The sequence below is a fragment of the Raoultibacter massiliensis genome, assembly GCF_900199545.1.
In the GTDB taxonomy this organism is placed as follows: domain Bacteria; phylum Actinomycetota; class Coriobacteriia; order Coriobacteriales; family Eggerthellaceae; genus Raoultibacter; species Raoultibacter massiliensis.
This window is the reverse complement of record NZ_LT962671.1, coordinates 35,915-57,493: the sequence shown is the minus strand read 5'-3', so window position 1 is coordinate 57,493 and position 21,579 is coordinate 35,915. Positions and strand designations below refer to the sequence as shown.

Sequence of the window (21,579 nt, the reverse complement as noted above, 5' to 3'; positions counted from 1 at the left end):
TTGAGGGTTCCCCAGCGGNCCCGCCGCGAGCGCCTGCGCAAGCGGCCTCATTTCGCCCTCGTCTCGACGCCGCGCGACATCTCGCGCGACTTTCCCTTGGCGGCCTCCAGTCGGGATGACGCCTCCCTGGCGCGCGCCGCCTTCTCCGCGATGGGTTCGCCCTTGATACGCTCGCGCATCTGCGAGAGTTCCTTTCCCGCGCGCTGGGCGGATGCGCGCGTGGTCTTCTCGAGGTCCTTGAAAGCCTCGTTCACTGCGGGCGCATCCTCGACCATGAAGACGAGATGCTCGCCCTCCGGCATGGGCGCGAACTCGTGTCGGATGCCCTCGCGCGAGAGTTTCTCGTCGATGACCTGGCGGATGGTCTCGTACTCGGGAAGCGCTGTGAATTCGGACAGGTCGAGCTTTGCCCACTCGGCCACGCTGCGGCCAGGTTCGGCCCCGCCTTCGATTGCGTCTTCGCCGCGGGCGCGCCTGAACGCCGATGCGAGCCGCTCGCCGCTGGCCATCATGGCCGCCTCGCCGGCATCCTGGCCTATGCGGATCATCCAGTCGACGAGTTTCTCTCCGGAGTCGTCGCCGAAGTCGTTTGTCATGCTTCTTGTCCCTTCCTCTTGGTGGGACAGACTGTCCCAGTCGCTTTCCGAAAACAGAGAAGGCGGGGTGAACCCGCCTTCGTAAGTGTGTTCAGCGAAGCTCCGCCCGCGCGCCGCGCGTGGGCGTCATCGCCGTTTTGTTCAGTTGCTGGATGGAATCGCGTGCGCGTCTGGCGGCATCCTCGATGCTCGGAACCGCCTCCATGTACTCGAGGCGCTTGCACTGCTCTGGAGTTGCGCGATGCATGCACTCTATCGCATGTGAGAACCTCTCGGGCTCCTGCACGATGCGGCCGAAGGACCAACTCTCGAAGGCGAGCCAGCCGGAGTCGGTGCGCTTCAGCGTCCACCACTCGTCGCCGCCGTCGACCTGCTGCACGAAGGCGAGATCCTCGTACACGATCCCCTGGCGCAGCGCCCAGTTTCCGTGCGCGAAGAAGCCGCGCAGCTCTTCCACGCTGCCGGCCTTCGCGAACTCGTAGGGGTATTCCTCGAGGTAGGGGTCGTCTTGCCAGGGGTATCCGCCCCGCCTGAGCCAGCCGTTCTCCTGGCATTTGTCGGTGAGCTCCCGCTTGGTTCTCTCGTCGGCTTCCTTCAACCTGCCCGTCATCGTTCCTCCATCGCCTTCCGGAGTCGGCTGCCATCCGCACGCCGACTGCCCTCGATTCTTGTCGCGATTTACTCACAGACTCGCCGATGGCGTCGGCGGGAGAAGGCGCCGTCGTCCCGGCAAGTCCCGTCGGTCACATCCTTGACGCAATCCTCATATCCGGCCCCGTGAGGTGGATGGGGATGGTGGTCTCCGAGAGCCGGCTCGCGATAGCCTCGGCGGTCTCCGTCTCTCCCTTCCTTCCAAGCCTTTTCGATAGCGCCTGGGGCGAGTAGTTCGAGGTGAAGATGGTCGGCCTCATGTTTTCGTATCGGGCGTTTATCACAAGGAACATCATGTTCGAGGACCACTCCTTGGCATCCTCTTTGCCGAGGTCGTCGAGGACGAGGACGTCGCATGCAGCGTATCTGGAAATGACCGAATCAGTCTCCCCGTTCCCCGAGAAGCTCGCCTTGATCCTCTCGAGCATCGCCGATGCCGTTGTGAACACCGTGCGGTAGCCGGCGTCCACGAAGGCGTTCGCCAAGGCTGCGGCTGAATAGCTTTTTCCCCTTCCGACCGAGCCGTATATGTAGAGGCCTCGCCCTGCGCTGCCTTCGAACGACTCGAGGTAGTCGATGAGGTCCTGGTGCTGGACGGTCGCGCCGAGGAACCGCTTCGGGATCCCCGCGCGCTTGCGGCGCTCGGCCAGGCGCGCTTCCCTCTTCGCGGCTTCCATCCTCTCGGCTCGCGCCCTTTGCCCGCGTGCGCCCTCGCAGTCGCATTCGCGGAACCCCGCGACGATCCGCCTGGCGCCGAACTCGACCACGCATGGAGCGAGGGGGCGACCGCAGTATTCGCAGCAAGCCTCCGAATGCGTCGGCTTCGATTCGCCCATGGCACGTCCTATCTGTAATCTTTGTTTTCCGTCTTTGTTATTAGCTGGCAAGGCGTCAGGGGTCGGCATGGCGTCTGGTCATGCAGAAGGCGGCACGGGCGCGGCCCGCGGTCATCCGATGGCATTTCGCCATGCGTCGACTGGCCGGCCCCCTCGATTGCCCCCTTCGCCCTTCGGGCCGCCTCGAAGTCTATGCGGTAGACCTTCGTCTCCCTCCCTTTGGAAAGCTCTTGGCGGCCTACCTCGAACACAAGGCCCGCCTCCTCGAGCTTCCTCACCGCTCGGACAACGCTTCGCGTGTCGACTCCGAGAATCTTGCCCAGATGCGCCTTGCTCTCGAAGTAGGGGGATCCGCTTTCGCAGAAGCCGTAGATCCGGGCGTACACAAGGAGGGGGAGGCCTGTGAGGCCGAGCCCCCTCGTCATGAACTCCCTTACGATGATGAAAGCCTCGTCGCTACGCTCCGCCATGCCGGTCGTTCCCCGCGTCCCTAGACCGCATTGCGCTTGCTCCACTCGAGGAGCTCGTCGCGATAGGCGAAGAACCCGCGCTTCTTGCCGTTCATGCGCCTCAAAGGCAGGGGGTCGTCCTCGCGCTTGTGCCACTCGTAGACGCTGTTTCGGCTTACGCGGAACAGAATTGCAATCTCCTCGACCGAATACGTGTCCTGGACAAGGACGGGCGTCTTGACGAAGACGCCAGATGCTTTTCTATCAGAAATCATGTCGAGTGCTCCTTCCGAAGGCGGCGGAACGCGGCAGCGCGCGCAAGAGCGCCGTCAGCATGCCTACCGCCTTCCAAGGGCCCGGTCGACAGCTTCGATATCGAAGCGAATGGTCTTCGCGCTGAGCCTCACGCAGGGAATCGAGCCCTTGCGGGCCATCGACAGCACCCTTCTGGGCGTTATTCCGAGATGCCGGGACACTTCCTCCGCATCAACGAGGTCGGACAGCGATCGGCTCGATCCTCCGAATCGCCGAAGGCCTCTGATGCCGTCTTCCGATACGTCCATGGGTTTCCTTTCGTCTCCACAAGGCGCTCTTAAAGCGTTTCGAGCACCGATAGCTCCAATAAAGTCCTTTCGGTCATGTTCGAGCCGGAGTCGAGTGGGGTCAAAACGGTAAAAGCGGGCTTGTCCCGCTAAGTCCCTGCATGTCATTCGTTGACGAAATCTGCGCAATCCGCCGCAAGCGCCACCCAGGTAGTAGTTTTGCTTTATGTGCCTTGATTTTCGGGATGCGTCCTGCAACTTGAAGGCCTTGGCCGCAGATAATCGAGATGATGAGGTGGGGACCTGACAAGGAAGAAGAGAACGGCATAGCAAAGCGGCCCCGTCCAATTCGGAGGGCCGCTTTGCTGGTAGGGGAACTCGCCAGACGAATCGTGGCTATTTTGGAATATGAGCCGGCACAGCATTGTCAAAGGCGATGAGGCCGGTCGCTTGGTGATGCTGATCCCTTATCGAAGGGAATCCTGAATCCGCCCTAGGTGGGAGGAGAGCTTCTCGAAAGAATCCGTGGAGATGCAGTGCTCCATGCGGCATGCCTCTTTGGAGGCAACTTCCGCATTCACCCCGGCGTTGGCGAGCAGACGCTCGAAGAAGCGGTGTTTAGATAGCGTCTCCTCGGCAAGGTGCTTTCCAGCTGCGGTCAAGCGAACGTCGTGATCGACCACCTCGACAAGGCCCTTACGAGCCAGGTTGCCGAGCGCCTTGGTGACGCTCGCCTTCGAGAAGCCCAGGCGCTCGGCGATGTCCACGTTGCGGCACGACCCGCGCAGGCGGCGGATCACGAGGATGGCCTCGAGGTAGTCTTCGGACGACTTGGTTGTCGCCCTGCTCCGTGAGCCGCAGCTCGCATCGGCTTCATCCCTCATTCAAATCATCCTCTCGTTCGCCTAGTCCCTGCAGGCGACACGGCTTCGCGAACAGTCCGCCGCACGAGCCGACCCCGCATCGGCAAAGACGATGGGGCCGGCCGATTGGCGATGCCGATCCCTCATCGAAGAGAATCCTCGATCCGCTCCAGGCAGGAGGAGGGGTTCTCGAAAGAATCCGTAGATGCACTGCTCCATGCGGCACGCCTCTTCTGCCATCCGGGAAGGGACGTGGAATCGGCTTCCGCTACGTCGAGTGAAGACAACTAACGAACGCACCCCATGAACCTAAGGACGCTTTTGCTGGATCCGGGCGCCCGCAGGTCGACCTTCTCGCAGCCGTCTCGCCCCACCATCAGAGCCGAAGTACAGACCTTGAACAAGAACTCAAGGTCATGGGTGATAACAGCTACGGGACGGCCTTCGGCAAGCTCCTCGATGAGCCCGGCAATCCTCGCCATGTGCATGAAGTCGAGGCCCGATGTCGGCTCATCCAGAACGACGATCTCCTTGCTGCTCAGAAAGGCGCAAGCCAGCGCCAAACGCTGCTTCTGGCCCCCTGATAGGTTTTGCGGATGCTCGGTCCTCTTGTCCCATAGGTCGATGGCCCTGACGATACGCGCCACCTCATCGAGACGGCCGTTGTCGATGTTCTTCTGGTCGGTCAGGATTTCGTTTTCCACCGTGTCGAAGAACAACTGGTAATCGACGTCTTGCATCATGTAGTACGAGCGGCGAAGCCTCTGCCGAGGCCGAACTCCCCACGAGAAGGCCTGTCGACCGCCGGCAAGGCCGCACATCGCCCGGGCGAGCGTACTCTTTCCGACTCCGTTTGCCCCAAGGACGCCCATAACCTCGCCCTCTCGCAAAGAGAGCGTCAAGGGCCCGATCAGGGCTCGCCCGCCTGCGGAGACCGAAACGCCCTTCATTGAGGCAGTCTCTGCCCCAAGCTGACGGTGGTTTTCCGGATTCAAGCCGTGCAAATCAAGTGCACGAAGCCCATAGCGCGCGCAATCCTCAGCACGAAGCCGACCCGCTGCGAACGAATCGACGATTTGGCCGCCCGCCATGACGTGGAGCCTGTCGTAGAGATCCGCCAGAAAGTAAAGCCTGTGCTCGGCGATGACGACGGTCTTGCCGAGAGCCTTCAAATCGGCGAGGATTCGGCGAAAGTCCTCTATCCCTTCGTGGTCGAGGCTAGCGGACGGCTCGTCGAAGAAAATCACCTGGGTGTCGTAGACGAGCGTCGAGGCTATGGCGACGCGCTGCTTCTCTCCTCCCGAGAGGCCTATGAGGTCCTTGCCCGCCAGATGCGCGATTTTCATGCTCTCGAAAGCCGACTCGACCCTTTCGATCAGCTCCTCGCGTGGCATGCCCAGATTCTCGCCGACGAGGGCCACCTCGTCGGCCGCCTTGCGGGTGAAGAACTGATCGGTCGGATTCTGGAACACGTTGCCGATCGTGCGGGCGAGCTCGCCGGAGGAGAACTCTCCCAGGCTTTTCCCGAGAAGCTCGATTCTCCCATCGAGCTCGCCTTCGTACTGATCGGGAATCAAGCCGTTCATGGCGCGCATGAGAGTGGTCTTCCCGCACCCGGAGTTGCCGGTGAGTACGACGAGCTCGCCGCGCTCCACCGAAAACCGCACGTTCTTCAACGCCGCGAGATCTTCTCCCTTGTACGAGAAAGACCGAATGTCGACGTCAATCACATCCATACCGCGACCCCCAAAAGAACGACTCCGACGCCCAAGGCGGCTCCGTCAAGCAGACCGAAGGAGAGACTTCGGTAGCTCGTCTTTTCGCAGTCCGCTTCGATTCCTTTCGAAATCACGGAGGAGACGAGCGTCTCGCTCACGTGCAGGCACTTGTACACAAGGGGAACGAAGTAGAGCTCGAAGGCGTGCACGGGACGAAGCGGGCTCGGGCGCAGCCCGCGAACCCGCATCCCGCGCTTTATCTCCTTCACGCGGCCGCCCATCTCGTCGAGGAAGCGCAACCCTATGACTGCGCCGACTGCGGCTCTGTTCGGAACGTGCAGCTTGCGCATGCTCGCCAGAAGCTTAGAGGAGCTCGTCATCATGAGGGCGCAACCGATGTTGACGACGGGGAAGACCCTCACCACCAAAACCGCCACGCCCAGGAAGATGCTCGTGACATAGCCGATGTCGACATGCAGGATCAGCTGCACGACCCCGCATGCCACCGCAAAGAGCGCGAGCTGCCTCAAGAAGGACGCCGGCGAGACGTCCAAAAGGACGAGAAACGACAGCGCCAGAACGAGGGCATATACCAGCTGATTGGCGAGAAACGCTTGGATGAGCGCCAGAAGCGTCAGCGCGAAGAGCGTCAGCGGGTGCAGATGCCCCTCGCGCCCGCCGTCGAGCAGACCCGTTCGCCCCATCAACCCAGCCTGCTTTCCTTCGCGCCCTTTTCGAAGAACTTGTCGTTAATGAACATTCCGAAACGCCCGGCCAGAAGCTCGGTCACAATATTGATCAGCACGCAGATGACCATCATATCGACCGTGTACATCGCCACCATCTGCTGCGCCTGTTCAAGCGAGATGCTCTCGACGAAAGTCGCCAGCCCATCGGATCCCAGAACGAGCACGAACACTATCATGTGCATCGAGTAGATGAACATCGATGCCGAAAACGACAGCCACACCCTCTTCTTGTTTCCGTAGTCGCCGGCGATGATCTCTGCGACGATGCCCGCGATCAGGCACAGGGGCGTCGCGACGGCAAAGCCCATGATCGCGTAGAGCACGCCGTAGATCAACCAGAAGCAGAAGGCCGTCCCCCGTTTTTGCACCTTGCGCGCCATGATGGTGTAAACGGGACCGACGAAGAAGGCCGCAAATCCCGCCGAGACGTACATGGAAAGCGCGCCGAACATGCCTGTTATCATGCCGACGCCCATCCCGAGGGCAAATCCGATCACTCCCAGTACCGCTATTGTCGCGATGTCCTTCAGTTTCATGTGAGCCTCCTTTTGCTCTGTTTGCTAGACCAATTGCCACTGGGAGCTTGCGTTGCGCTTGTCCCAGAAGTCTTTGTATTCTCCTTCGAGGGCGATCAGCTCGTTGTGCGTCCCTGTCTCCGCAACCTTGCCCGAGCTATCCATGACCACGATCTTGTCCGCCATGCGCACGGTTTCGAGCTTGTGCGCGACCACGATAAGCGTGGAGCGCCGTTTGAGCGTCTCTATTGAGCGAACGACGTTCTTCTCGTTTTCCGCATCGAGAGCCGACGTCGCCTCGTCCAGGAGCACGATGGGGGCTTGCTTGAGAAGCGCTCGAGCAATGGAAACGCGCTGCCGCTCGCCGCCGGAAAGCGAGCGACCTCCTTCGCCGCACAGCGTCTCCCAGCCCCCAGGAAGGCGCTCGACGACCTCCGTCACCCCGGCAAGGTCAGCGACCGCGCGAAGCTGCTCCTCCGAAGCATCTGGGTTCGCCATAAGGACGTTGTTTCTCAGCGTGTCGTTAAAGAGATAGACGTCTTGGAAAACGAAAGACACCCGAGCGAAAAGATCCTCTGTCGTCATATCGCGGACGTCTACGCCGCCGATCCTGACCGCTCCATCGTCGACGTCGTAAAAACGCGCGATTAGCTTGAGCATAGTTGTCTTGCCGCAACCAGACGGGCCTACAATGGCGACCATACTGCCTTCCGGAACGTCGAGGTCGACTCCACGAAGGATTGGCTTCTCCTTCATGTAAGAAAAGCGAACCTCTCCCATTCGGACGCTTGCATCGGTCGGGCGGGCTCTCGACTCGCCTACAACCGGCAGCTCGGCTGCTTCGACGACCTCGTCCATGCCGTCGAGCATTGCCCGGCGGTCCTCCATACCGAATAGGGCTGAGGCAATCTCGTTGAGGAGCGTGGTGAACCTTAATGCGACGCCGATCATGACCACCGTCTCAAGTGCCCCGATGCTTCCGCTTGCACCCAAGTAGCTCACCGCAATGATCATGCTCACAACGAGCATCTGCACGCTTGTTCCGGAAAGAATTTCGCCGAGGGCACTCCACCACAGGCCGCGGATCGACCGCTTTCTACCTTCTACGAAACTGCTCTCGAGCTCCTCATAGTCGGCGCCCGCACGGCAGGCGCGCAGGGCTCCCTGGCATCGTGCGAACTCGACTATCCTCGCGGCGATGTCCCGCTCGGCGGAATCCTCTAACCCGTTTCCTTTTCCGACGCATGCCTGTGAAACGCGCAGAAGAAGGAAAAGGATTGGGATGGAAAGCGTCAGCATGATTCCAATTTGCCAGCTCCAAAGCCACACGGCAGCACAGAACACGATTGCGGCGGCAGCGTTTTTTATAAGCTGGCCAACATAAAGAGCAGCGGCCTGTCCGGTCGAGATCATTTCCTGCGTAACCATGCGCGAAAGCCTTCCGGCACTATCCGCCTTAAACCAGCCAAGTGGCAAACGCGACACCTTGTTCCCGATGACCACCTGCATATTGCGCATGAAGCCTAACCCCGCTGCATAGCTGAGCTTGGTACCGAAGAACGAGGCTGTTGAGCCGACGACTGTCACCGCCGCAAGCGCGACTGCCCAGCCCCAAAACGTCAAGCCCCATTGGGGGTCGCCGGACTGGAGAGCCATGGTCGCCGGCATCATGATGGCGAGACCGATGCCGCACATCACGCCGGAAAGGGCGTAGAGCAAAGTTCCCAAACGGTGCTGGCGCCTATCACCCTCGTCCATATAACGACGAAGTCTCGGTAAGAAGCGTTTGGAATTACTCATCTGCATCGCCCTCTTCTTCACTGCCGCAGAGGCCTCCTTGCTTGAGAAGCGCCTGATAATGCTCGTTGTCTTGAATCTCCGCATGCGTTCCAAGGGCGACGATCTTACCTTCTTCCAACACGGCTATTTGATCGGCACCTAGAACAGCGTTGAGCCGGTGGGCGATGGCCAGAACGGTTCGGCCCTCGACCAAGGCGCTTAGTGCTTTCTGGATTTCGAGCTCTGAATCCGGGTCAGCAAAAGCGGTGGCCTCATCCATGATGAGGATCGGCGTATCAGCTAAAAGGGCACGCGCTATACTCACGCGCTGGCTCTCACCGCCTGAGAGCGAGCAGTCGGTTCCCAAAACGCTGTCGTATCCCTTGGGCAGCGACATGATGAAATCGTCGATCTGCGCCGTACGGGCAGCCTCCCGAATCTCCTCCAGGGAAGCCTCCGGCTTAGCTAAAGAAATGTTTCTTCCGATGGAGGCGTTGATTAGCATCGGGTCCTGGAGCACGAACGAAACCATGTTGTAGAGATCACGGGAGGAGATGTCTCTCAGATCGACGCCGCCGAGACGGATGGAGCCGCTTTCCGGGTCGTCGAAGCGTGCAATGAGTGTGGCGAGTGTCGATTTACCCGAGCCTGACGGGCCGATGAGCGCCGTCGTGGTGCCGGGATTAAGGACAAGACTGACACCGCGCAAGGCCTGGGTATCGCCGTAGGAGTACGATACGTCGTTCACCTCAACGACGACCCCGTCGGGCTTCTTTGAGGTTTTCGACTCGGGAATCGACGGCGTGTCCAGAATCTCGCACAGCCTGACTGCGGCAGCGCCGGCCATCTGGTACGACCACGTGCTGTTGGCGACAGCGCTGATGGCGGTCGGAAGCACGATGGCTATCAGCGCGCACGCGAGAACCTGGGGGAGAGTGGCCAACCCTGCCCCCATGACAAGCGCGCCGCCGCCGAGATTAATCAGCAGAAGTAAGGGAGAGGAGATGAGCTCGCCGGCAATCGAGCAAAGCCCAATGAGCGGGGCGCACCAGTCCCAGTACGACTGGGAGAATGCCGATGCGGCGTCCGCGTAATTACGATGCGCCTCTCCTGTTTTTCCGAATGCTTTGACCACCTTGATGCCGGACACGAGCTCGACCATCGTCGAAGACACTTGTGCAAGGTGCCCGTTCATCTCGGCGGTTTTCGGTCCCATATCCTTCATAGAGAGCGCCTGCAGCAGGAAATAGAAGGGGATTGTGGCGATACCGATGAGCGCCAAGCGCCAATTGATCCAGAACATGAAAGCCAGAAGAACCATCGGCTGTAAAACGCCGTTAAGACGGTCGACCGGTCCGTGTGCGATGACGGTGTGGACCGTCTTCGTGTCATCCTGCACAGCGCTTCTGACCTTGCCGGATTCCGTAGCGCTAAACCAAGCAAGAGGCGCGCGGCTCAACCGCTCAACGATACCCTTGCGAATAACGTAGCGCAGTTTCATATCGGCAAAATGCGTGATGATGAGCGCAAGAGCGCGAAAGAACAGCTGCGAGAGAAATGCCATAACGAGAAGGAGCGCAATTTCGTGCACTTTGGACGCATCGACCTGCGCGAGCGGGCCTTCCCCTGCAAGGAATAGGTCTCCCAGCCATACCAAGGCCAAATACGGCGCAAAGGACAGAAGCGCCGAGAGCACGGTGAACGCCTGCGCCAGCATGACGCGTCCTTTGACGGGTCTGGACAGGCGCCTGATGGCTTCCCGCCCCGCCTCGTCCCTTTGCCGGTCTTGCTCGCTTGTCTCTGTCATGGCACCACCTCAATCTATTGTCTCGGATAATAATGACTTAGTTATCTTTGACGGCAAAAAAAAGAAAGGGTCGTCAAAGCATGCGATATTTCTCCCAGCCCGCATTGAAGAACGTTGAAATGACCTCGGTCGTCGCGTTGAGCTCCTCGACGCTCTTCGCGTGGATGATATTCTCGGAAAGGGCGCTGTAGAACGCGTGGTTGACGATGTGGAGAGACTCTTTCGAGATGACGGTTCGAGCCTTCTCTGCGCCGTGGATCAGCTCGAGAACGCGGAGGGTGGTCCTGTCCTCCTCGTCGACGAGCCAGTCAAGGAAGTGCTCGTAGGGGGTGCCGTAGGAGCGGAACACAAGGAGCTCGTAGATGTCGCGATGGGAGTACAGCATCGCCGTGGTCGCGAGCGTCCCCGCCGCCTTGGCCTCGAGCGCGGCGCGCACCTGCTCCGGGGTCACGGGCTTCCCTTCGTCGTACCCAGCGAAACCTCGCTCCTCGCCCTGGGCGTAAGCTTTGCGAATCATGCTCGCCAGCGGCTCGACCAGCTCCGAGAAGAGCGCCTCCTTGTCTTTGAAATGCTTGTAGAACGCCCCGGTGGTCACGCCGGCAGCCTTGCAGATCCTGCGCAGGTTCGCCTTCTCGAACCCCTCTTCCAGAAACGCCGCAAGACCGCTCTTCAAGATGCGCTCGTGCGTCTCCTGGTAGTTGCCGTTGCTCACTGCGGTCACCTCCCTCCAAAAATAACTTAGCTATCTTTCGTGTTGGGGATTTTGCCATCAAAGTTAGTCAATGTCAACTCTTACGCTCATGATATCTCGGTAGAAGCGGCCTTGGCTTGATAGGCGGAGGAGCCTCGATGAACCGCCTAGTTAATTTGGACGGGAACTATCTCTACTCGAATCGGAGCGGGGCGTCCTGAAAGGTTCTGTCTGACTACAATCACGTCGCGTGCCGCTTGCTCCACTCGAGGAGCTCGTCCCTGAACGCGAAGCGCCCCCTCTTTCTGCCCATCATCCTCCTCAGTGGCAGGGGGTCGTCCTCGAGGAGGCTCCATTCGTAGACCGCGTTCCTGCTCACACGTAAGAGTATCGCTATCTCCGCCACCGAGTACGTGTCCTGTATCGGCACGGGGATCTTGACGTACGGGCATCCTGCTGATTCGACTGCCATGCGTCTGCTCCTTCCGGAGCGGCAGACGCTGCACCTCGGCGTCGCGGGGCTTGGCGGCGATGGCGCGATGCTCGTTGCCATCGCCGCCGCTCGATATCGTCCCCTCGCTCAGCGAGGAGTTGCCTAGTGGGCGGTATCCGAAACTGAGCCAGTCGCCCAGTCTGGCCTGCAAGCCGCCCTCCGTTTACCCGCCATCGCCCTCGTCTCGTCGGCTCCCGAGATAGGCCGCGAAACGTCTGTAGGAGTCCTCTGACNCGGCCGACCCCCTCGGCGAGGCCCCTGCGCGCCAGGTTGCCGAGCGCCTTGGTGACGCTCGGCTTGGCGACGCCCATGCGCTCGGCGATGTCCACGTTGCGGCACGACCCGCGCAGGCGGCGGATCACGAGGATGGCCTCGAGGTAGTCCTCGGAGGATTCTCGCCCGCCCATCCGCTCATCTGCCCGTCGGGACATCGGCGGCATCGCCCCTGTCGGCGGGAACGGTCCACGACGAGCTTTCCTGCTGGAGCCTCCACAGCCTCGCGTACAGCCCGTCTTCGGCGAGCAGCGTCTTGTGGTTCCCCTCCTCCGCCACGCGCCCGCTGTCTAGGACGACGATCTTGTCCGCATTGGCGACGGTCCTCAGTCGATGGGCGATGACGATTACCGTTTTGCCTGCGCACAGGGTTCCGACCGCTCTCTGGATAAGCGTCTCGTTCTCGGGGTCGAGCGAGGCGGTCGCCTCGTCGAGGAGCACCACGGGCGCGTCTTTCAGGAGAGCCCTCGCAATGGAGAGGCGCTGGCGCTCCCCGCCCGAGAGGGAGGCGCCGTTCTCGCCCAGCACCGTGTCGAACCCCTGGGGAAGCCTCTCGATGAACTCCAGGCAGTGCGCCGCCCTTGCAGCCTCGGCCACCTCTTCGTCGGAGGCGCCTTCGCGGCCGATGCGAATATTGTTCGCAACCGTGTCGTCGAAAAGGATCACGTCCTGGAAGACTATGGAGACGTGCGCGAGCCACGATTCCTCGGAGAACCCGGCGATGTCCTTGCCCGAGCAGAGGATCCTGCCGCTGTCCGGCTCCCAGAATTTCGCCGCCAGCTGGGCGCAGGTCGACTTGCCCGAGCCGCTCGGCCCGACGAGCGCGGTGACTCTTCCTTCCTGCGCGTCGAAGCTGACGCCGTGAAGGACCTCCTCGTCGCCGTACCCGAACCGGACGCCCTGGAAGGACAGGTCGTGGCCGGGCACATCCGCCGAGGCGGACCCCCTCGCTTCGGGCTCGTCCATGACCGCCTTGATCCGGGCCGTCTTGGTCGAGAGGTTGAGAAGGTTGGGCAGCTGCGAGACGAGGGCGAGGATGGGCCCGTAGACGCGGGAGACGATGAGCAAGAACATGAGCAGAACCATGAAGTCGACGCCGCCGGAGGCGAGAAGCACCGCCCCGACGCAGGCGGTCAAACCGACTCCCGAGCGGAGGATGGCGCTTGCAAGGGAGACGGAGACGTCGACGGCGAGCTCGACCCGCATCGTCACCCTCTTGAGCTCGAGCATCGCCTGCTCCATGGCGGCGGAGTCCTTGCCCACCGCCCTGCAGGCCCTTATGTCCTTGATGCCTTCGAGGTAGTCCTGCACGCGCGCCAGCGCATCCAGGCGGACGCGGTTCTGCCTTTCGAAAAGGCGCGACTGATGGCGTCGGCTCAAGGCGATGACCCCCGCCGAAAGCGGAAGCGTGACCATAACGCAGCAGGCGAGCCTCCAGTCGAAGAAGGCGAGCATCACGCAGATGACCACAGTCGACACGATTCCGGCGATGAGCTGCGGGAGCGTCGAGGAGAGCATGGACTCCTGCGCCGTCACGTCCCCCATGATGCGGTCGGCAACGTCGGTCGTGTCCCGGCGGTTGAAGAAGCTCATGGGCAGCTTCCTCAGGTGGTCGGCGAGGCGCAGGCGGATGCCCTCGGACTCGGTGTAGGCGGCCACGTAGGTTTTCTTGTAGTCGTTCCTCGAGGCGAAAAAGACCACGACCGCCCCCGCGATCCCAACGGCAAAGATCGCCCAGAGCGCGCTCGCGTCGAAGGGCTCGCCCGCAAGGGTCCCCACAAGGGCCGCGAACGCGGCGACCGTGCAGACGAAGGGAATCATGAGGGCCAGGTCGCTCAGGGTGCATGCAAGGGCGGAGCGCTTGAGGCCAGAATAACCCTGCTTGGAGAGATTGAACGCCCTCTGAAGCCAAGGGGCTTTGCCGGCCGACGGCTCACTGAACGCCTCCGCGGAGCCGTGCTCCTCAACAGAGCCATCCCGAGCCGCATGAACGGCTGACGTTTCGGGAACTTCGCCTTTGCTGTCAGTCGATGCGGATTCGATCCCCCATTCGACCGCCTCCGTGTACTGGCCCCACATCTTCGCATACGTCCCCGATGCGGCGAGGAGCTCTTCATGGGTGCCCTCCTCGACTTTGCGCCCGCCGTCAAGCACGACTATCTTGTCGGCGCCGACGACGGTGGAGAGCCTGTGGGCGATCATGATCACGGTCTTGCCGGCCATGAGCCTCTCGAACGCCATCTGGATCAAATGCTCGTTCTCGGGGTCGGAGAACGCGGTCGCCTCGTCCAGCACCACGATGGGCGCGTCCGAGATGATCGAGCGCGCGATGGCTATCCGCTGCTGCTCGCCGCCGGACAGGTGCACGCCCTCGGAGCCTATTACCGTGGCGTAGCCGTGGGGAAGGCTGCTGATGAATGCGTCCGCCTGGGCGGCCTTCGCCGCCTCGACCACCTCGTCATCGGTCGCCCCCGGCCTGCCGCGCCTGATGTTGTCCGCGATGCTCTCGCGGAACAGGTGGGAATCCTGGAACACCAGGCTGAGGCTGCCCATCAATTCGTCCTGGCTCATCTCGCGGACGTCGACGCCGCCGACGAGAACCTGGCCCGAATCGACGTCCCAGAAGCGGGCGACGAGGTTCGCCAGCGTCGATTTGCCCGAGCCGCTCGGCCCCACGACCGCGCATACCGTGCCGGCAGGGATTTCCAGCGAGACGTCGCGCAACGCCGGCTCCGCGTCGTCCTCGTAGGAGAAAGTCACGTCCCGAAGGAACACCGAGGCGTCCTTCGGGGTTTTCGGCGCCTCGGGACAAGAGAGCTCCTCGATGCCGAGCACCGAGTCGATGCGGTCGATGTTTGCCTGGGCGAGCATCCCGTCCTCGCTCACGTAGAGGATCTTCGCGAACACGCTCGATATCGAATGCACGAACAGGAGGTAGAAGACGAGCGAGAGCACGAACGTCGGCCAGTCCTGCGCGCCCGGGGCGAGGAGTATGCCGACGGGCAGGACGAACAGGTACGCGTTGTTGATGATCGCCGTGAAGCCTGGCATGGAGTTCCGGAAGAAGAGCGTGACGTCGAGGGAAAGCCCCGTGTAGTCCTTGATCGCGTCGGAGAGGCGCTTGAACGAGCGCGCCGTCTGGCCGAAAGCCTTCACGACGCGCATTCCGCGAACGTACTCAACGGCGGCGTTGCCCATCTGCTCTTTCACTTCCTGGTAGCGCCCCATGCTCGCCATGACGCGCTTATCGGCGTAGCCGGAGAACTGCACGACGCATGCGACGGCGACCGCCGCCAGCGTGGCGACGCCGAAGCGCCAGTCGAAGACGAAGAGCAGCGCCGCCAAGACGACGGGCGCGGCGGCGGTGGCCGCCAGGTCCGGGATGGAGTGGCCGATGAACTGCTCGATCCCGCCGACGCTCTCGTCCATGACCTTCGAGATCCTGCCCGTGCCGAGCCTGGCGACGTGCCCGAGGGGGATTCGCCCGAGGTGGGCGGCGATGTCGAGCTTCGTGCGGTACTGCGCGTCGAATGCCGCGGCGTGGGAGCACAGAAGCGCGGCAAGATAGCACCCCACGTCAACGACTATGCCTGCCACCGCCAAGCCCGCGTAGCCCGCCATCGCCGAAACGTCGACGGCGGCCAGGTTCGGATAGACCCCGACCGCATCCCTGATCATGAGGTAGATCGCCACGTATGGGACGAAGGACGCCGCCGCGGATAGGACCGCCAGCGCCATGGAGGCGAACACGAGGGGCTTTCTTCTCCCCGCGAACCGCAGGCAGCGGGAAAGGGCCCCCGGCTTCCTTCCTTTGCTTTCCTTGCTCATTGAATACCTCTTCTCTCATGTTGCTTTCAAAAAAGGGCGCTAGGCGATTCCCGCGCGCTCGAGGTGCTTCTTGAACACCGCCCGTCCGACCAGCGAGCCGATGATGCCGCCCGCGAAGGTCACGGCTGCGATGATCGCGAACGTCTCGGGAGTCACCGTGGACAGAAGGGCTTCCATGTAGGCCGGGTCGATGCTGTTGGACCCCATCAGCTCGCGGTAGTAGTCCTGGGAGGCGAACATGGGGACGAAAAGGCCCGCCGCCCAGCAGGTCTCGAAAAGCGCGTACCCCACGGCGACGCCTGCGAACCTCCCGTACCCGAGCGCTTTCCGCGCCAGCTCGGAGACGACGCCGCCGACGGCGAGGCCGAGCGCCACGGGCCATCCCGACCCGATGACGAAGACGATCACGGCGAAGACGAGGGCCATGATCAGCGAGGTTCCCGCGCGCGGCACGCGCGCATGCATGTAGACCCAGACGATCCCGGCGGGTATCGCGGCGATGGCGCAGCAGCCGCAGTACGCCACGACGCTCATGGAGGTGATTCCCACGACGAGCATGCTCACCACCATGAACAGAAGGGAGAAGACGCCGAGGGCTATGAGGTCCCTGGAGCTGAGGCTGCCGCTTTCCTTCCGTTTTGCTTTTGCTACCATTTCCAAATCCTTTCTTCCATAGGAATCCTTTTCAGTCTTTGCAGGCCGGCTCACTCGATGAGCACGATCTGGTCGCAGGCCTTAGACAGGAACTCCGTGTCGTGGCTGACGACCGCCACGGTTTTTCCGCGAGAGGTCTCCTCGCGAAGGATGAGCGCGAGGCGTTCCATGTTCCGGAAGTCCAGGCCGCTCGTGGGCTCGTCGAGGAGAAGCGCCTGCGCCCCCGATTCCGACGCGATGGCGCAGACGCACCGCTGCTTCTGCCCTCCCGAGAGCGATGCGGGATGGCGGTCGGCGACATCTCCCAGGCCAAACTCCTCCAGGACCGCTTCGAGACGAAGTTCGTCGACGTCGGAAGGAGACGGGGCCGCGGATGCCAACTCGTCGCGCACGCTCGGGCGAAAGAGCTGGTAGTCGGGGTCTTGCATGACCAGAAACGCATGATTGGGTCTTCTCTTGGGAGGGATCACCGATCCTTGGAACCGAACATGCCCGAGCTCTTCTTTCTTGATCCCCGCCAGGCACTTGAGCAGGGTGGACTTGCCCACTCCGTTACGCCCGACCACGCCGACGACCCTCCCGGGGTCGAACGCGACGGTAATCCCCTCGAGGACCGGCATGCCCCTCTCGTACCCCGCATAGATTCCCCTCGCCTCGACGGCGGGAAAGGCGGAGGCGGGACGGGAAAGGCGCTGCATCAGGTCGGCGAGCTTCGGCGGCTCGGAGGACCTGAGCCCGCAGGACTCTCGCTCCGCGTCGGACAGCCCCAGGAATCGCTGCGCGTCCCATTCGGCGGCGACGGAACCGCCTTCGAAGAGCAAGTACCGGTCGGCGACGCTCGCGAGGTAGGAGAGCCTGTGCTCGGCGATGATCACGGCAGACCCGCTCGACTTGGCTTTCGAGATGAAGGAGGCGAGCTTCTCCATGGAGGGAGGGTCCAGATTGCTCGAAGGCTCGTCGAGGACGTAGACGCTCGGCTTGCAAGCCCATGCGCTCGCGAAGGCCACCGATTGCATCTGGCCCCCGGAGAGCTCGAAGATGCCTCTGCCCATCAGGCACTCTATGCCGAGCTCGCGCACGACGTCGCGCACTCGCCTGTGCATCTCCTCCCTGGGAACGCCGAGGTTCTCCATGCCGAACGCAATCTCGCCGGTCGTGTCGAGGTTGAAGAACTGAGTGCGAGGGTTCTGGAAAACGCTGCCCGTCAAAGACGAGAGCTCCCAATCCTCCAGGTCGTCGACATCCCTGCCCGCTATGAGGACCTTTCCCGTCCGACTGCCCTCATAGAACCCGCCCGCCAGCCCGTTGACGATCCGGGTCGCGGTGGTCTTTCCGCAGCCAGATTCCCCGCAAAGAACGATGCATTCGCCCGGCGCGACGGCAAAGCTCACGTCGTCGACCGCCGGGGCATCGAACCCCGCATAGGTGAAGGAGACGCTTCTGAGCTCGACGGCGTTTTTCGTCACAGCAGCCCTCCGATCCCCTGGTTGGCCTTAGCAACCACAAGAAGCAAGCAGCAGGCGGCAAGGATCGAGAGAGGCAGGAAATCGACCCATCCGAACCGGGGCGCGTTGTAGGAGGTCTTCCTTCCAGGCCGGTCGATGCCGCGCGCAACCGCCGCAGCAGCGAGCTCGTCTGCGATCTTGGCGCAGCGCAGCATCACGGGCACGACCGCGGATTCGAACATCAGCGCCGGCTTCGAAACGAGATTCTTAAGCGAAAGGGCGAGCCCCCTCACCCTCATCGCGTCCGCTACGGCAGAAGACTCCTCCTTGAGCGTCGGAAAGAACCGCACCGCTATCACCAGCGGAACGACAACCGCCTTCGGCAGCCTCATCCCGTAGAGGGCGGCCGTGAGGTCGCCAATCTTGGTAGTGGTCGCGAAGACCGCCGCGAACAAGCAGATGGGCATGCAGGTGCGGCAGGCCAGGGCGAACGAGCCGAGGGCTCCGGCGGCGTTCGGCGGAAGCATCGTCGTGACCCAGAAGATGCCCATGAGAAAGAGGTAGGCGAAAGAGAAAGACGCCGCCATCCTTCCGCGCCCGATTGCGAAGGAGAGGAGGACGACGACGGCAAAGAGAACCGAGCCCAGAACGTAATCCTTCACGATAGCCCCGGTCGCTATGAGCACGACGAGCATGGCCACCTTCGTTCTGACATCGATGTCCTCCGCGAGTGTTTTCCGTGTTCTTCTTCGCAAAACCAGAGAGCCTTTCTTTTATCGCTATAATTGACAAAGAAATGTTAGCCTTGGTTAATCTGAATCAGGTTGCACCTGGAGGGAAAAGTCCGAGCGCGCAAGAATTGCGTCCGAACGCGAATAAAAGGATCGGAAGATGGACGACAAGGAAACGATGTTCTCCCACGCCGCCCAAGCCGCGGCGGAGACCTTTGCGGCCTCGCTTGAGCCAATCGGCCTCGTCTTGGCAGATGGATGGAACGGAGAGGGGTCCCTCTTCGAAGGCGACGGGCGCAGATGCGAGGGGTGGTACTGGGCGTGGGAGGCGCGGCGGTTCTTCTCCGTCGTCTGCTGCGATTTCACTTTGAAAGAACCCCTGCCCTTCTGTTTCGATTCTGGCGGGTACTTTGCCGTCCGCCGCGAAAGGCATGGCCTTTTGCCGCAAGCGAGCGTCTCCGCCTTCTTGGAGACGACGCCCAAGACGAGTTCGGTCCTTCTGCCAAAAGGAGCGAGATTCTCCTACACAGAGATCGAGTATTACGACGAATACTGCCGAAGCGTCTTCGGAGAAAGAATCGACAAGGCGCTGAAACCGCTGGCGACCAGTCTGAAGGGCCTTAGGAACCAGGCTTCCTGGGATCCGGAAATAGCAGAGATGCTCGGCAAGATAACTCCAAGGGAGATCCCGGGACCGGAAGCGGGCCTCCTGTATTCCGGAATCGCGAACCTGGTGATGGCGAGGCTGCTTAAGATGAGAGAGAGCCTGTGCGAGGGAGTGGCCGAGCAGGACCGCCTTTCGATCGCGAGAGCCATATCGTACATCGAGAACAACCTAGGCGGTGCAATCAGGCAGAAGGATCTGCTCGAGGCCGCGAACATGGGGTCAACCAAGTTCAAGAAGACATTCAAGCAGGTGACGGGATTGACGGTGACCGAGTTCGTCTCCTCGGAAAGAATCGAGCTGGCGAAAAGACTGCTCACCGACCATGATATGAGCATAGACGAGGTAGCGCATCGTTGCGGGTATGCACGAGCAACAAGCTTCTCCGCCCTCTTCGCGAAATCGGTCGGCATGCCCCCACGCAAGTGGAGATCGATCGCGAAGGTCACCTTCGATGACGACCCGGAATCGAAATTGCTGGATGTCCTCGCAAGCAGGCGCTCCTACGTTAGCGAGGTGGAATCTCATTCTTAGCTATCTTCGGAGATGTCGTGAGTTTGTTCTGGAATGACAGCGAAATCCTTCTGAAGAGCGAACTTGCCCCCTTTGAGTTTCGATCAGAATGATGCTTGGCAAGCCGACTCGAAATGAAGGGTATCAAGAACCCTTGTCGTAGTCGCGTTCTCGATGGGGGTTTCATTCGAAAGAAAAGGATTCAATCGAACGGGGATAGCGGGTTTTCACAGGTCACGCAGCAAATCCATCCTTCGTCTAAACTCAGGCGTAAAACTCACGAAATGGTAAAGTGAAAAGAGCTGAGTTTGGGATGAGTTTTCTCTGAGAGAGGCCAACCGAATACAGCTGACAACGAGAAGAAACTGCGGATAAAACAAGGACGAAATCGTAAAAATGGAACACTATTGTTTTATCGAGTGGGAGTAAAGCAAGAAGCTGAGGTTTTGCTCTTGCTGCAACTGAACGAACAAAAAGACGGATTGCTTGTTTTGGCAATCCGTCTTTTTTATCGCGCTAGCTCGAATTCTATCGCCACTTGAACCGGACGAACAAATTTGAACACCCCGGTCTTCTTGCGCGATAACCCCTAAAGGCCCTCTTCGCAATCAAGCGATCATCCGATCAAAGTAACTTCTCAGCGCCTCATCGACTTTTTCCTCCGTAACCACCTCGGGCCTCAAAAGACAGTGAAGCGTTAGCCCGTCGAGAAAGGCATGCAATGCGCCTGCCTCCTTGTTAAGGTCGATGTCCTCGGCAAGAACTTCTTGCTCTACAAGATACTGCAACACTGAGACCATATATCCGCGCGTACGATCAAACATGGAATCGTTGAGGGATCGTAGCGCCACGCTATGCTGCGCTTCCGCGCTGAAAGACAGCCATACACGCATCTCGGTGGCCTGTTCATCCCCTAAAGGAAGGAAGTTCTTCAGCAAGATAACAACTTGCTCCAAGGGAGCTACCTGCGCAATCCCCTTCCCATCGCCAAGCCGACCCTCAAGTCGCTCGATTATCAACGCCATAGCGTATTCGTACAGGCTTGCCTGGGTCGGGAAAGACCTTCTGAGCGACCCCACCGAAAGCCCGGCTTCCTCGGCCACACGCCTCACCGTTGCCTGGTGCAGACCCTCGGTCTCGGCAATACGCCAAACGGCCTGGCCTATTGCTTGTTGTCTGGCGGTTTCATCTACAATCTTTGGCATGTCTGGCTCCTATGCCCGCTTTTCCTTTCGCGGGAAAAGGGTATAGCTAAAACTTATTGCAAAATCGACAAGAAGGATAATTCCCCAGGTGCCCATAGTTCCAAAGAATACCTCTGAGGCCTGTTGGCTTGAGGAAATCACCATGAGAACTCCCATTATGACACAGCCGATTGTATACGCCGCAAGGTGGCGCAGCCACCCTAATCGCTCTAGTGCTGCATGCGCTTTTCCTGCTTTCGGCTTTTTGGGAGGACGCGGGCCGTCCGCAAAACGATAGGAAAACCAAGCGTCGGCCCACGCCACCATCTTCTTACCGAAAACAAGCGAAACTCCTAGGTAAATTGCTGCAAGCGCATGGGCAAAAGCTGCTTCTCCCCCGCCATGCAAATCGACTGCGGTAGCCCCTAGCAACACCACATCCACCACCGGCGAGAGAGCAAGCAGCACCATGCCAAGCTTTTTCTTCTTCAAAACATATCGCGCAAAGAGTCCAGATACGATAAACACCCAAAACATGACCTCGCAAAATACAATCAAGCCAATCAGCATTTCATCACTTCCCTTATTTAATACAGTT

Annotated in this window: 22 protein-coding genes; 1 reads left to right on the top strand and 21 read right to left on the bottom strand. The window is 60.7% G+C overall.

Annotated features, from left to right (window positions below; genetic code table 11):
• Positions 1 to 47: 47 nt before the first annotated feature.
• From C1719_RS04295 to C1719_RS04205, 19 genes are all read right to left on the bottom strand, one after another.
• Positions 48 to 596 carry a hypothetical protein gene (locus C1719_RS04295; protein WP_013978968.1) on the bottom strand — a complete coding sequence of 183 codons (549 nt, stop codon included), beginning with the start codon at positions 594 to 596 and terminating at the stop codon, positions 48 to 50.
• A gap of 91 nt (positions 597 to 687) precedes the next feature.
• Positions 688 to 1,206, bottom strand: coding sequence for a hypothetical protein (locus C1719_RS04290; protein WP_013978969.1), 519 nt, complete (start codon positions 1,204 to 1,206; stop codon positions 688 to 690).
• Between the two features lie 133 nt (positions 1,207 to 1,339).
• A complete protein-coding gene (locus tag C1719_RS04285) occupies positions 1,340 to 1,924 on the bottom strand; it encodes an ATP-binding protein (RefSeq protein WP_239443028.1) in 585 nt (194 codons plus the stop codon).
• A 167-nt stretch (positions 1,925 to 2,091) separates the two neighbouring features.
• The gene (locus C1719_RS04280) at positions 2,092 to 2,553 is read right to left on the bottom strand and encodes a transcriptional regulator (protein ID WP_013978971.1); all 462 of its coding nucleotides are present in this window, start codon (positions 2,551 to 2,553) and stop codon (positions 2,092 to 2,094) included.
• Between the two features lie 20 nt (positions 2,554 to 2,573).
• Entirely contained in the window at positions 2,574 to 2,807 is a 234-nt protein-coding gene (locus C1719_RS04275; protein ID WP_013978972.1) for a helix-turn-helix domain-containing protein, read from the bottom strand.
• 63 nt (positions 2,808 to 2,870) lie between these two features.
• Positions 2,871 to 3,095: a helix-turn-helix domain-containing protein gene (locus C1719_RS04270; RefSeq protein ID WP_013978973.1), complete on the bottom strand. Its 225-nt coding sequence runs from the start codon at positions 3,093 to 3,095 to the stop codon at positions 2,871 to 2,873.
• 446 nt (positions 3,096 to 3,541) lie between these two features.
• The gene (locus C1719_RS04265) at positions 3,542 to 3,958 is read right to left on the bottom strand and encodes a metal-dependent transcriptional regulator (protein WP_013978974.1); all 417 of its coding nucleotides are present in this window, start codon (positions 3,956 to 3,958) and stop codon (positions 3,542 to 3,544) included.
• Between the two features lie 266 nt (positions 3,959 to 4,224).
• A complete protein-coding gene (locus C1719_RS04260; protein WP_013978975.1) occupies positions 4,225 to 5,673 on the bottom strand; it encodes an ABC transporter ATP-binding protein in 1,449 nt (482 codons plus the stop codon).
• The gene (locus C1719_RS04255) at positions 5,664 to 6,359 is read right to left on the bottom strand and encodes an energy-coupling factor transporter transmembrane component T family protein (protein ID WP_013978976.1); all 696 of its coding nucleotides are present in this window, start codon (positions 6,357 to 6,359) and stop codon (positions 5,664 to 5,666) included. The genes C1719_RS04260 and C1719_RS04255 overlap by 10 nt, the downstream gene beginning before the upstream one ends.
• Positions 6,359 to 6,940: an MptD family putative ECF transporter S component gene (locus C1719_RS04250; RefSeq protein ID WP_013978977.1), complete on the bottom strand. Its 582-nt coding sequence runs from the start codon at positions 6,938 to 6,940 to the stop codon at positions 6,359 to 6,361. The genes C1719_RS04255 and C1719_RS04250 overlap by 1 nt, the downstream gene beginning before the upstream one ends.
• Positions 6,941 to 6,964: 24 nt before the next feature.
• On the bottom strand, positions 6,965 to 8,647 hold the full coding sequence (locus C1719_RS04245) for an ABC transporter ATP-binding protein (RefSeq protein ID WP_245874350.1): 1,683 nt from the start codon (positions 8,645 to 8,647) through the stop codon (positions 6,965 to 6,967).
• A 64-nt stretch (positions 8,648 to 8,711) separates the two neighbouring features.
• Positions 8,712 to 10,505, bottom strand: a complete 1,794-nt coding sequence (locus C1719_RS04240; protein WP_041690625.1) for an ABC transporter ATP-binding protein — start codon at positions 10,503 to 10,505, stop codon at positions 8,712 to 8,714.
• 73 nt (positions 10,506 to 10,578) lie between these two features.
• Positions 10,579 to 11,226 (bottom strand): TetR/AcrR family transcriptional regulator, encoded by a 648-nt coding sequence (locus C1719_RS04235; RefSeq protein WP_013978980.1) that lies wholly within the window; start codon positions 11,224 to 11,226, stop codon positions 10,579 to 10,581.
• Positions 11,227 to 11,437: 211 nt separating this feature from the next.
• Positions 11,438 to 11,668, bottom strand: a complete 231-nt coding sequence (locus C1719_RS04230; protein ID WP_013978981.1) for a hypothetical protein — start codon at positions 11,666 to 11,668, stop codon at positions 11,438 to 11,440.
• Positions 11,590 to 12,096, bottom strand: a complete 507-nt coding sequence (locus C1719_RS15985) for a metal-dependent transcriptional regulator (RefSeq protein WP_245874348.1) — start codon at positions 12,094 to 12,096, stop codon at positions 11,590 to 11,592. The genes C1719_RS04230 and C1719_RS15985 overlap by 79 nt, the downstream gene beginning before the upstream one ends.
• A gap of 4 nt (positions 12,097 to 12,100) precedes the next feature.
• Positions 12,101 to 15,790, bottom strand: a complete 3,690-nt coding sequence (locus C1719_RS04220) for an ABC transporter ATP-binding protein (protein WP_102374032.1) — start codon at positions 15,788 to 15,790, stop codon at positions 12,101 to 12,103.
• A 39-nt stretch (positions 15,791 to 15,829) separates the two neighbouring features.
• Positions 15,830 to 16,444, bottom strand: a complete 615-nt coding sequence (locus C1719_RS04215) for an MptD family putative ECF transporter S component (protein ID WP_087190375.1) — start codon at positions 16,442 to 16,444, stop codon at positions 15,830 to 15,832.
• Positions 16,445 to 16,494: 50 nt separating this feature from the next.
• Positions 16,495 to 17,910, bottom strand: coding sequence for an ABC transporter ATP-binding protein (locus C1719_RS04210; RefSeq protein ID WP_013978985.1), 1,416 nt, complete (start codon positions 17,908 to 17,910; stop codon positions 16,495 to 16,497).
• On the bottom strand, positions 17,907 to 18,644 hold the full coding sequence (locus C1719_RS04205) for an energy-coupling factor transporter transmembrane component T (RefSeq protein WP_013978986.1): 738 nt from the start codon (positions 18,642 to 18,644) through the stop codon (positions 17,907 to 17,909). Before C1719_RS04205 ends, C1719_RS04210 begins: the two co-directional genes overlap by 4 nt.
• Positions 18,645 to 18,780: 136 nt before the next feature.
• Between C1719_RS04205 and C1719_RS04200 the strand changes: the two genes are divergently transcribed.
• A complete protein-coding gene (locus C1719_RS04200; protein ID WP_013978987.1) occupies positions 18,781 to 19,818 on the top strand; it encodes a helix-turn-helix domain-containing protein in 1,038 nt (345 codons plus the stop codon).
• Between the two features lie 587 nt (positions 19,819 to 20,405).
• Here C1719_RS04200 and C1719_RS04195 read toward each other — a convergent pair.
• Positions 20,406 to 21,002 carry a TetR/AcrR family transcriptional regulator gene (locus C1719_RS04195; protein WP_102374031.1) on the bottom strand — a complete coding sequence of 199 codons (597 nt, stop codon included), beginning with the start codon at positions 21,000 to 21,002 and terminating at the stop codon, positions 20,406 to 20,408.
• 9 nt (positions 21,003 to 21,011) lie between these two features.
• A complete protein-coding gene (locus tag C1719_RS04190; RefSeq protein ID WP_102374030.1) occupies positions 21,012 to 21,551 on the bottom strand; it encodes a hypothetical protein in 540 nt (179 codons plus the stop codon).
• Positions 21,552 to 21,579: the final 28 nt, after the last annotated feature.

Excerpts from the sequence above, each read along its gene's own strand:
- C1719_RS04295 (WP_013978968.1), bottom strand. The coding sequence starts at position 596 with ATGACAAACGACTTCGGCGACGACTCCGGAGAGAAACTCGTCGACTGG.
- C1719_RS04290 (WP_013978969.1), bottom strand. The coding sequence starts at position 1,206 with ATGACGGGCAGGTTGAAGGAAGCCGACGAGAGAACCAAGCGGGAGCTC.
- C1719_RS04285 (WP_239443028.1), bottom strand. The coding sequence starts at position 1,924 with ATGGAAGCCGCGAAGAGGGAAGCGCGCCTGGCCGAGCGCCGCAAGCGC.
- C1719_RS04280 (WP_013978971.1), bottom strand. The coding sequence starts at position 2,553 with ATGGCGGAGCGTAGCGACGAGGCTTTCATCATCGTAAGGGAGTTCATG.
- C1719_RS04275 (WP_013978972.1), bottom strand. The coding sequence starts at position 2,807 with ATGATTTCTGATAGAAAAGCATCTGGCGTCTTCGTCAAGACGCCCGTC.
- C1719_RS04270 (WP_013978973.1), bottom strand. The coding sequence starts at position 3,095 with ATGGACGTATCGGAAGACGGCATCAGAGGCCTTCGGCGATTCGGAGGA.
- C1719_RS04265 (WP_013978974.1), bottom strand. The coding sequence starts at position 3,958 with ATGAGGGATGAAGCCGATGCGAGCTGCGGCTCACGGAGCAGGGCGACA.
- C1719_RS04260 (WP_013978975.1), bottom strand. The coding sequence starts at position 5,673 with ATGGATGTGATTGACGTCGACATTCGGTCTTTCTCGTACAAGGGAGAA.
- C1719_RS04255 (WP_013978976.1), bottom strand. The coding sequence starts at position 6,359 with ATGGGGCGAACGGGTCTGCTCGACGGCGGGCGCGAGGGGCATCTGCAC.
- C1719_RS04250 (WP_013978977.1), bottom strand. The coding sequence starts at position 6,940 with ATGAAACTGAAGGACATCGCGACAATAGCGGTACTGGGAGTGATCGGA.
- C1719_RS04240 (WP_041690625.1), bottom strand. The coding sequence starts at position 10,505 with ATGACAGAGACAAGCGAGCAAGACCGGCAAAGGGACGAGGCGGGGCGG.
- C1719_RS04230 (WP_013978981.1), bottom strand. The coding sequence starts at position 11,668 with ATGGCAGTCGAATCAGCAGGATGCCCGTACGTCAAGATCCCCGTGCCG.
- C1719_RS04220 (WP_102374032.1), bottom strand. The coding sequence starts at position 15,790 with ATGAGCAAGGAAAGCAAAGGAAGGAAGCCGGGGGCCCTTTCCCGCTGC.
- C1719_RS04215 (WP_087190375.1), bottom strand. The coding sequence starts at position 16,444 with ATGGTAGCAAAAGCAAAACGGAAGGAAAGCGGCAGCCTCAGCTCCAGG.
- C1719_RS04200 (WP_013978987.1), top strand. The coding sequence starts at position 18,781 with ATGGACGACAAGGAAACGATGTTCTCCCACGCCGCCCAAGCCGCGGCG.
- C1719_RS04195 (WP_102374031.1), bottom strand. The coding sequence starts at position 21,002 with ATGCCAAAGATTGTAGATGAAACCGCCAGACAACAAGCAATAGGCCAG.
- C1719_RS04190 (WP_102374030.1), bottom strand. The coding sequence starts at position 21,551 with ATGCTGATTGGCTTGATTGTATTTTGCGAGGTCATGTTTTGGGTGTTT.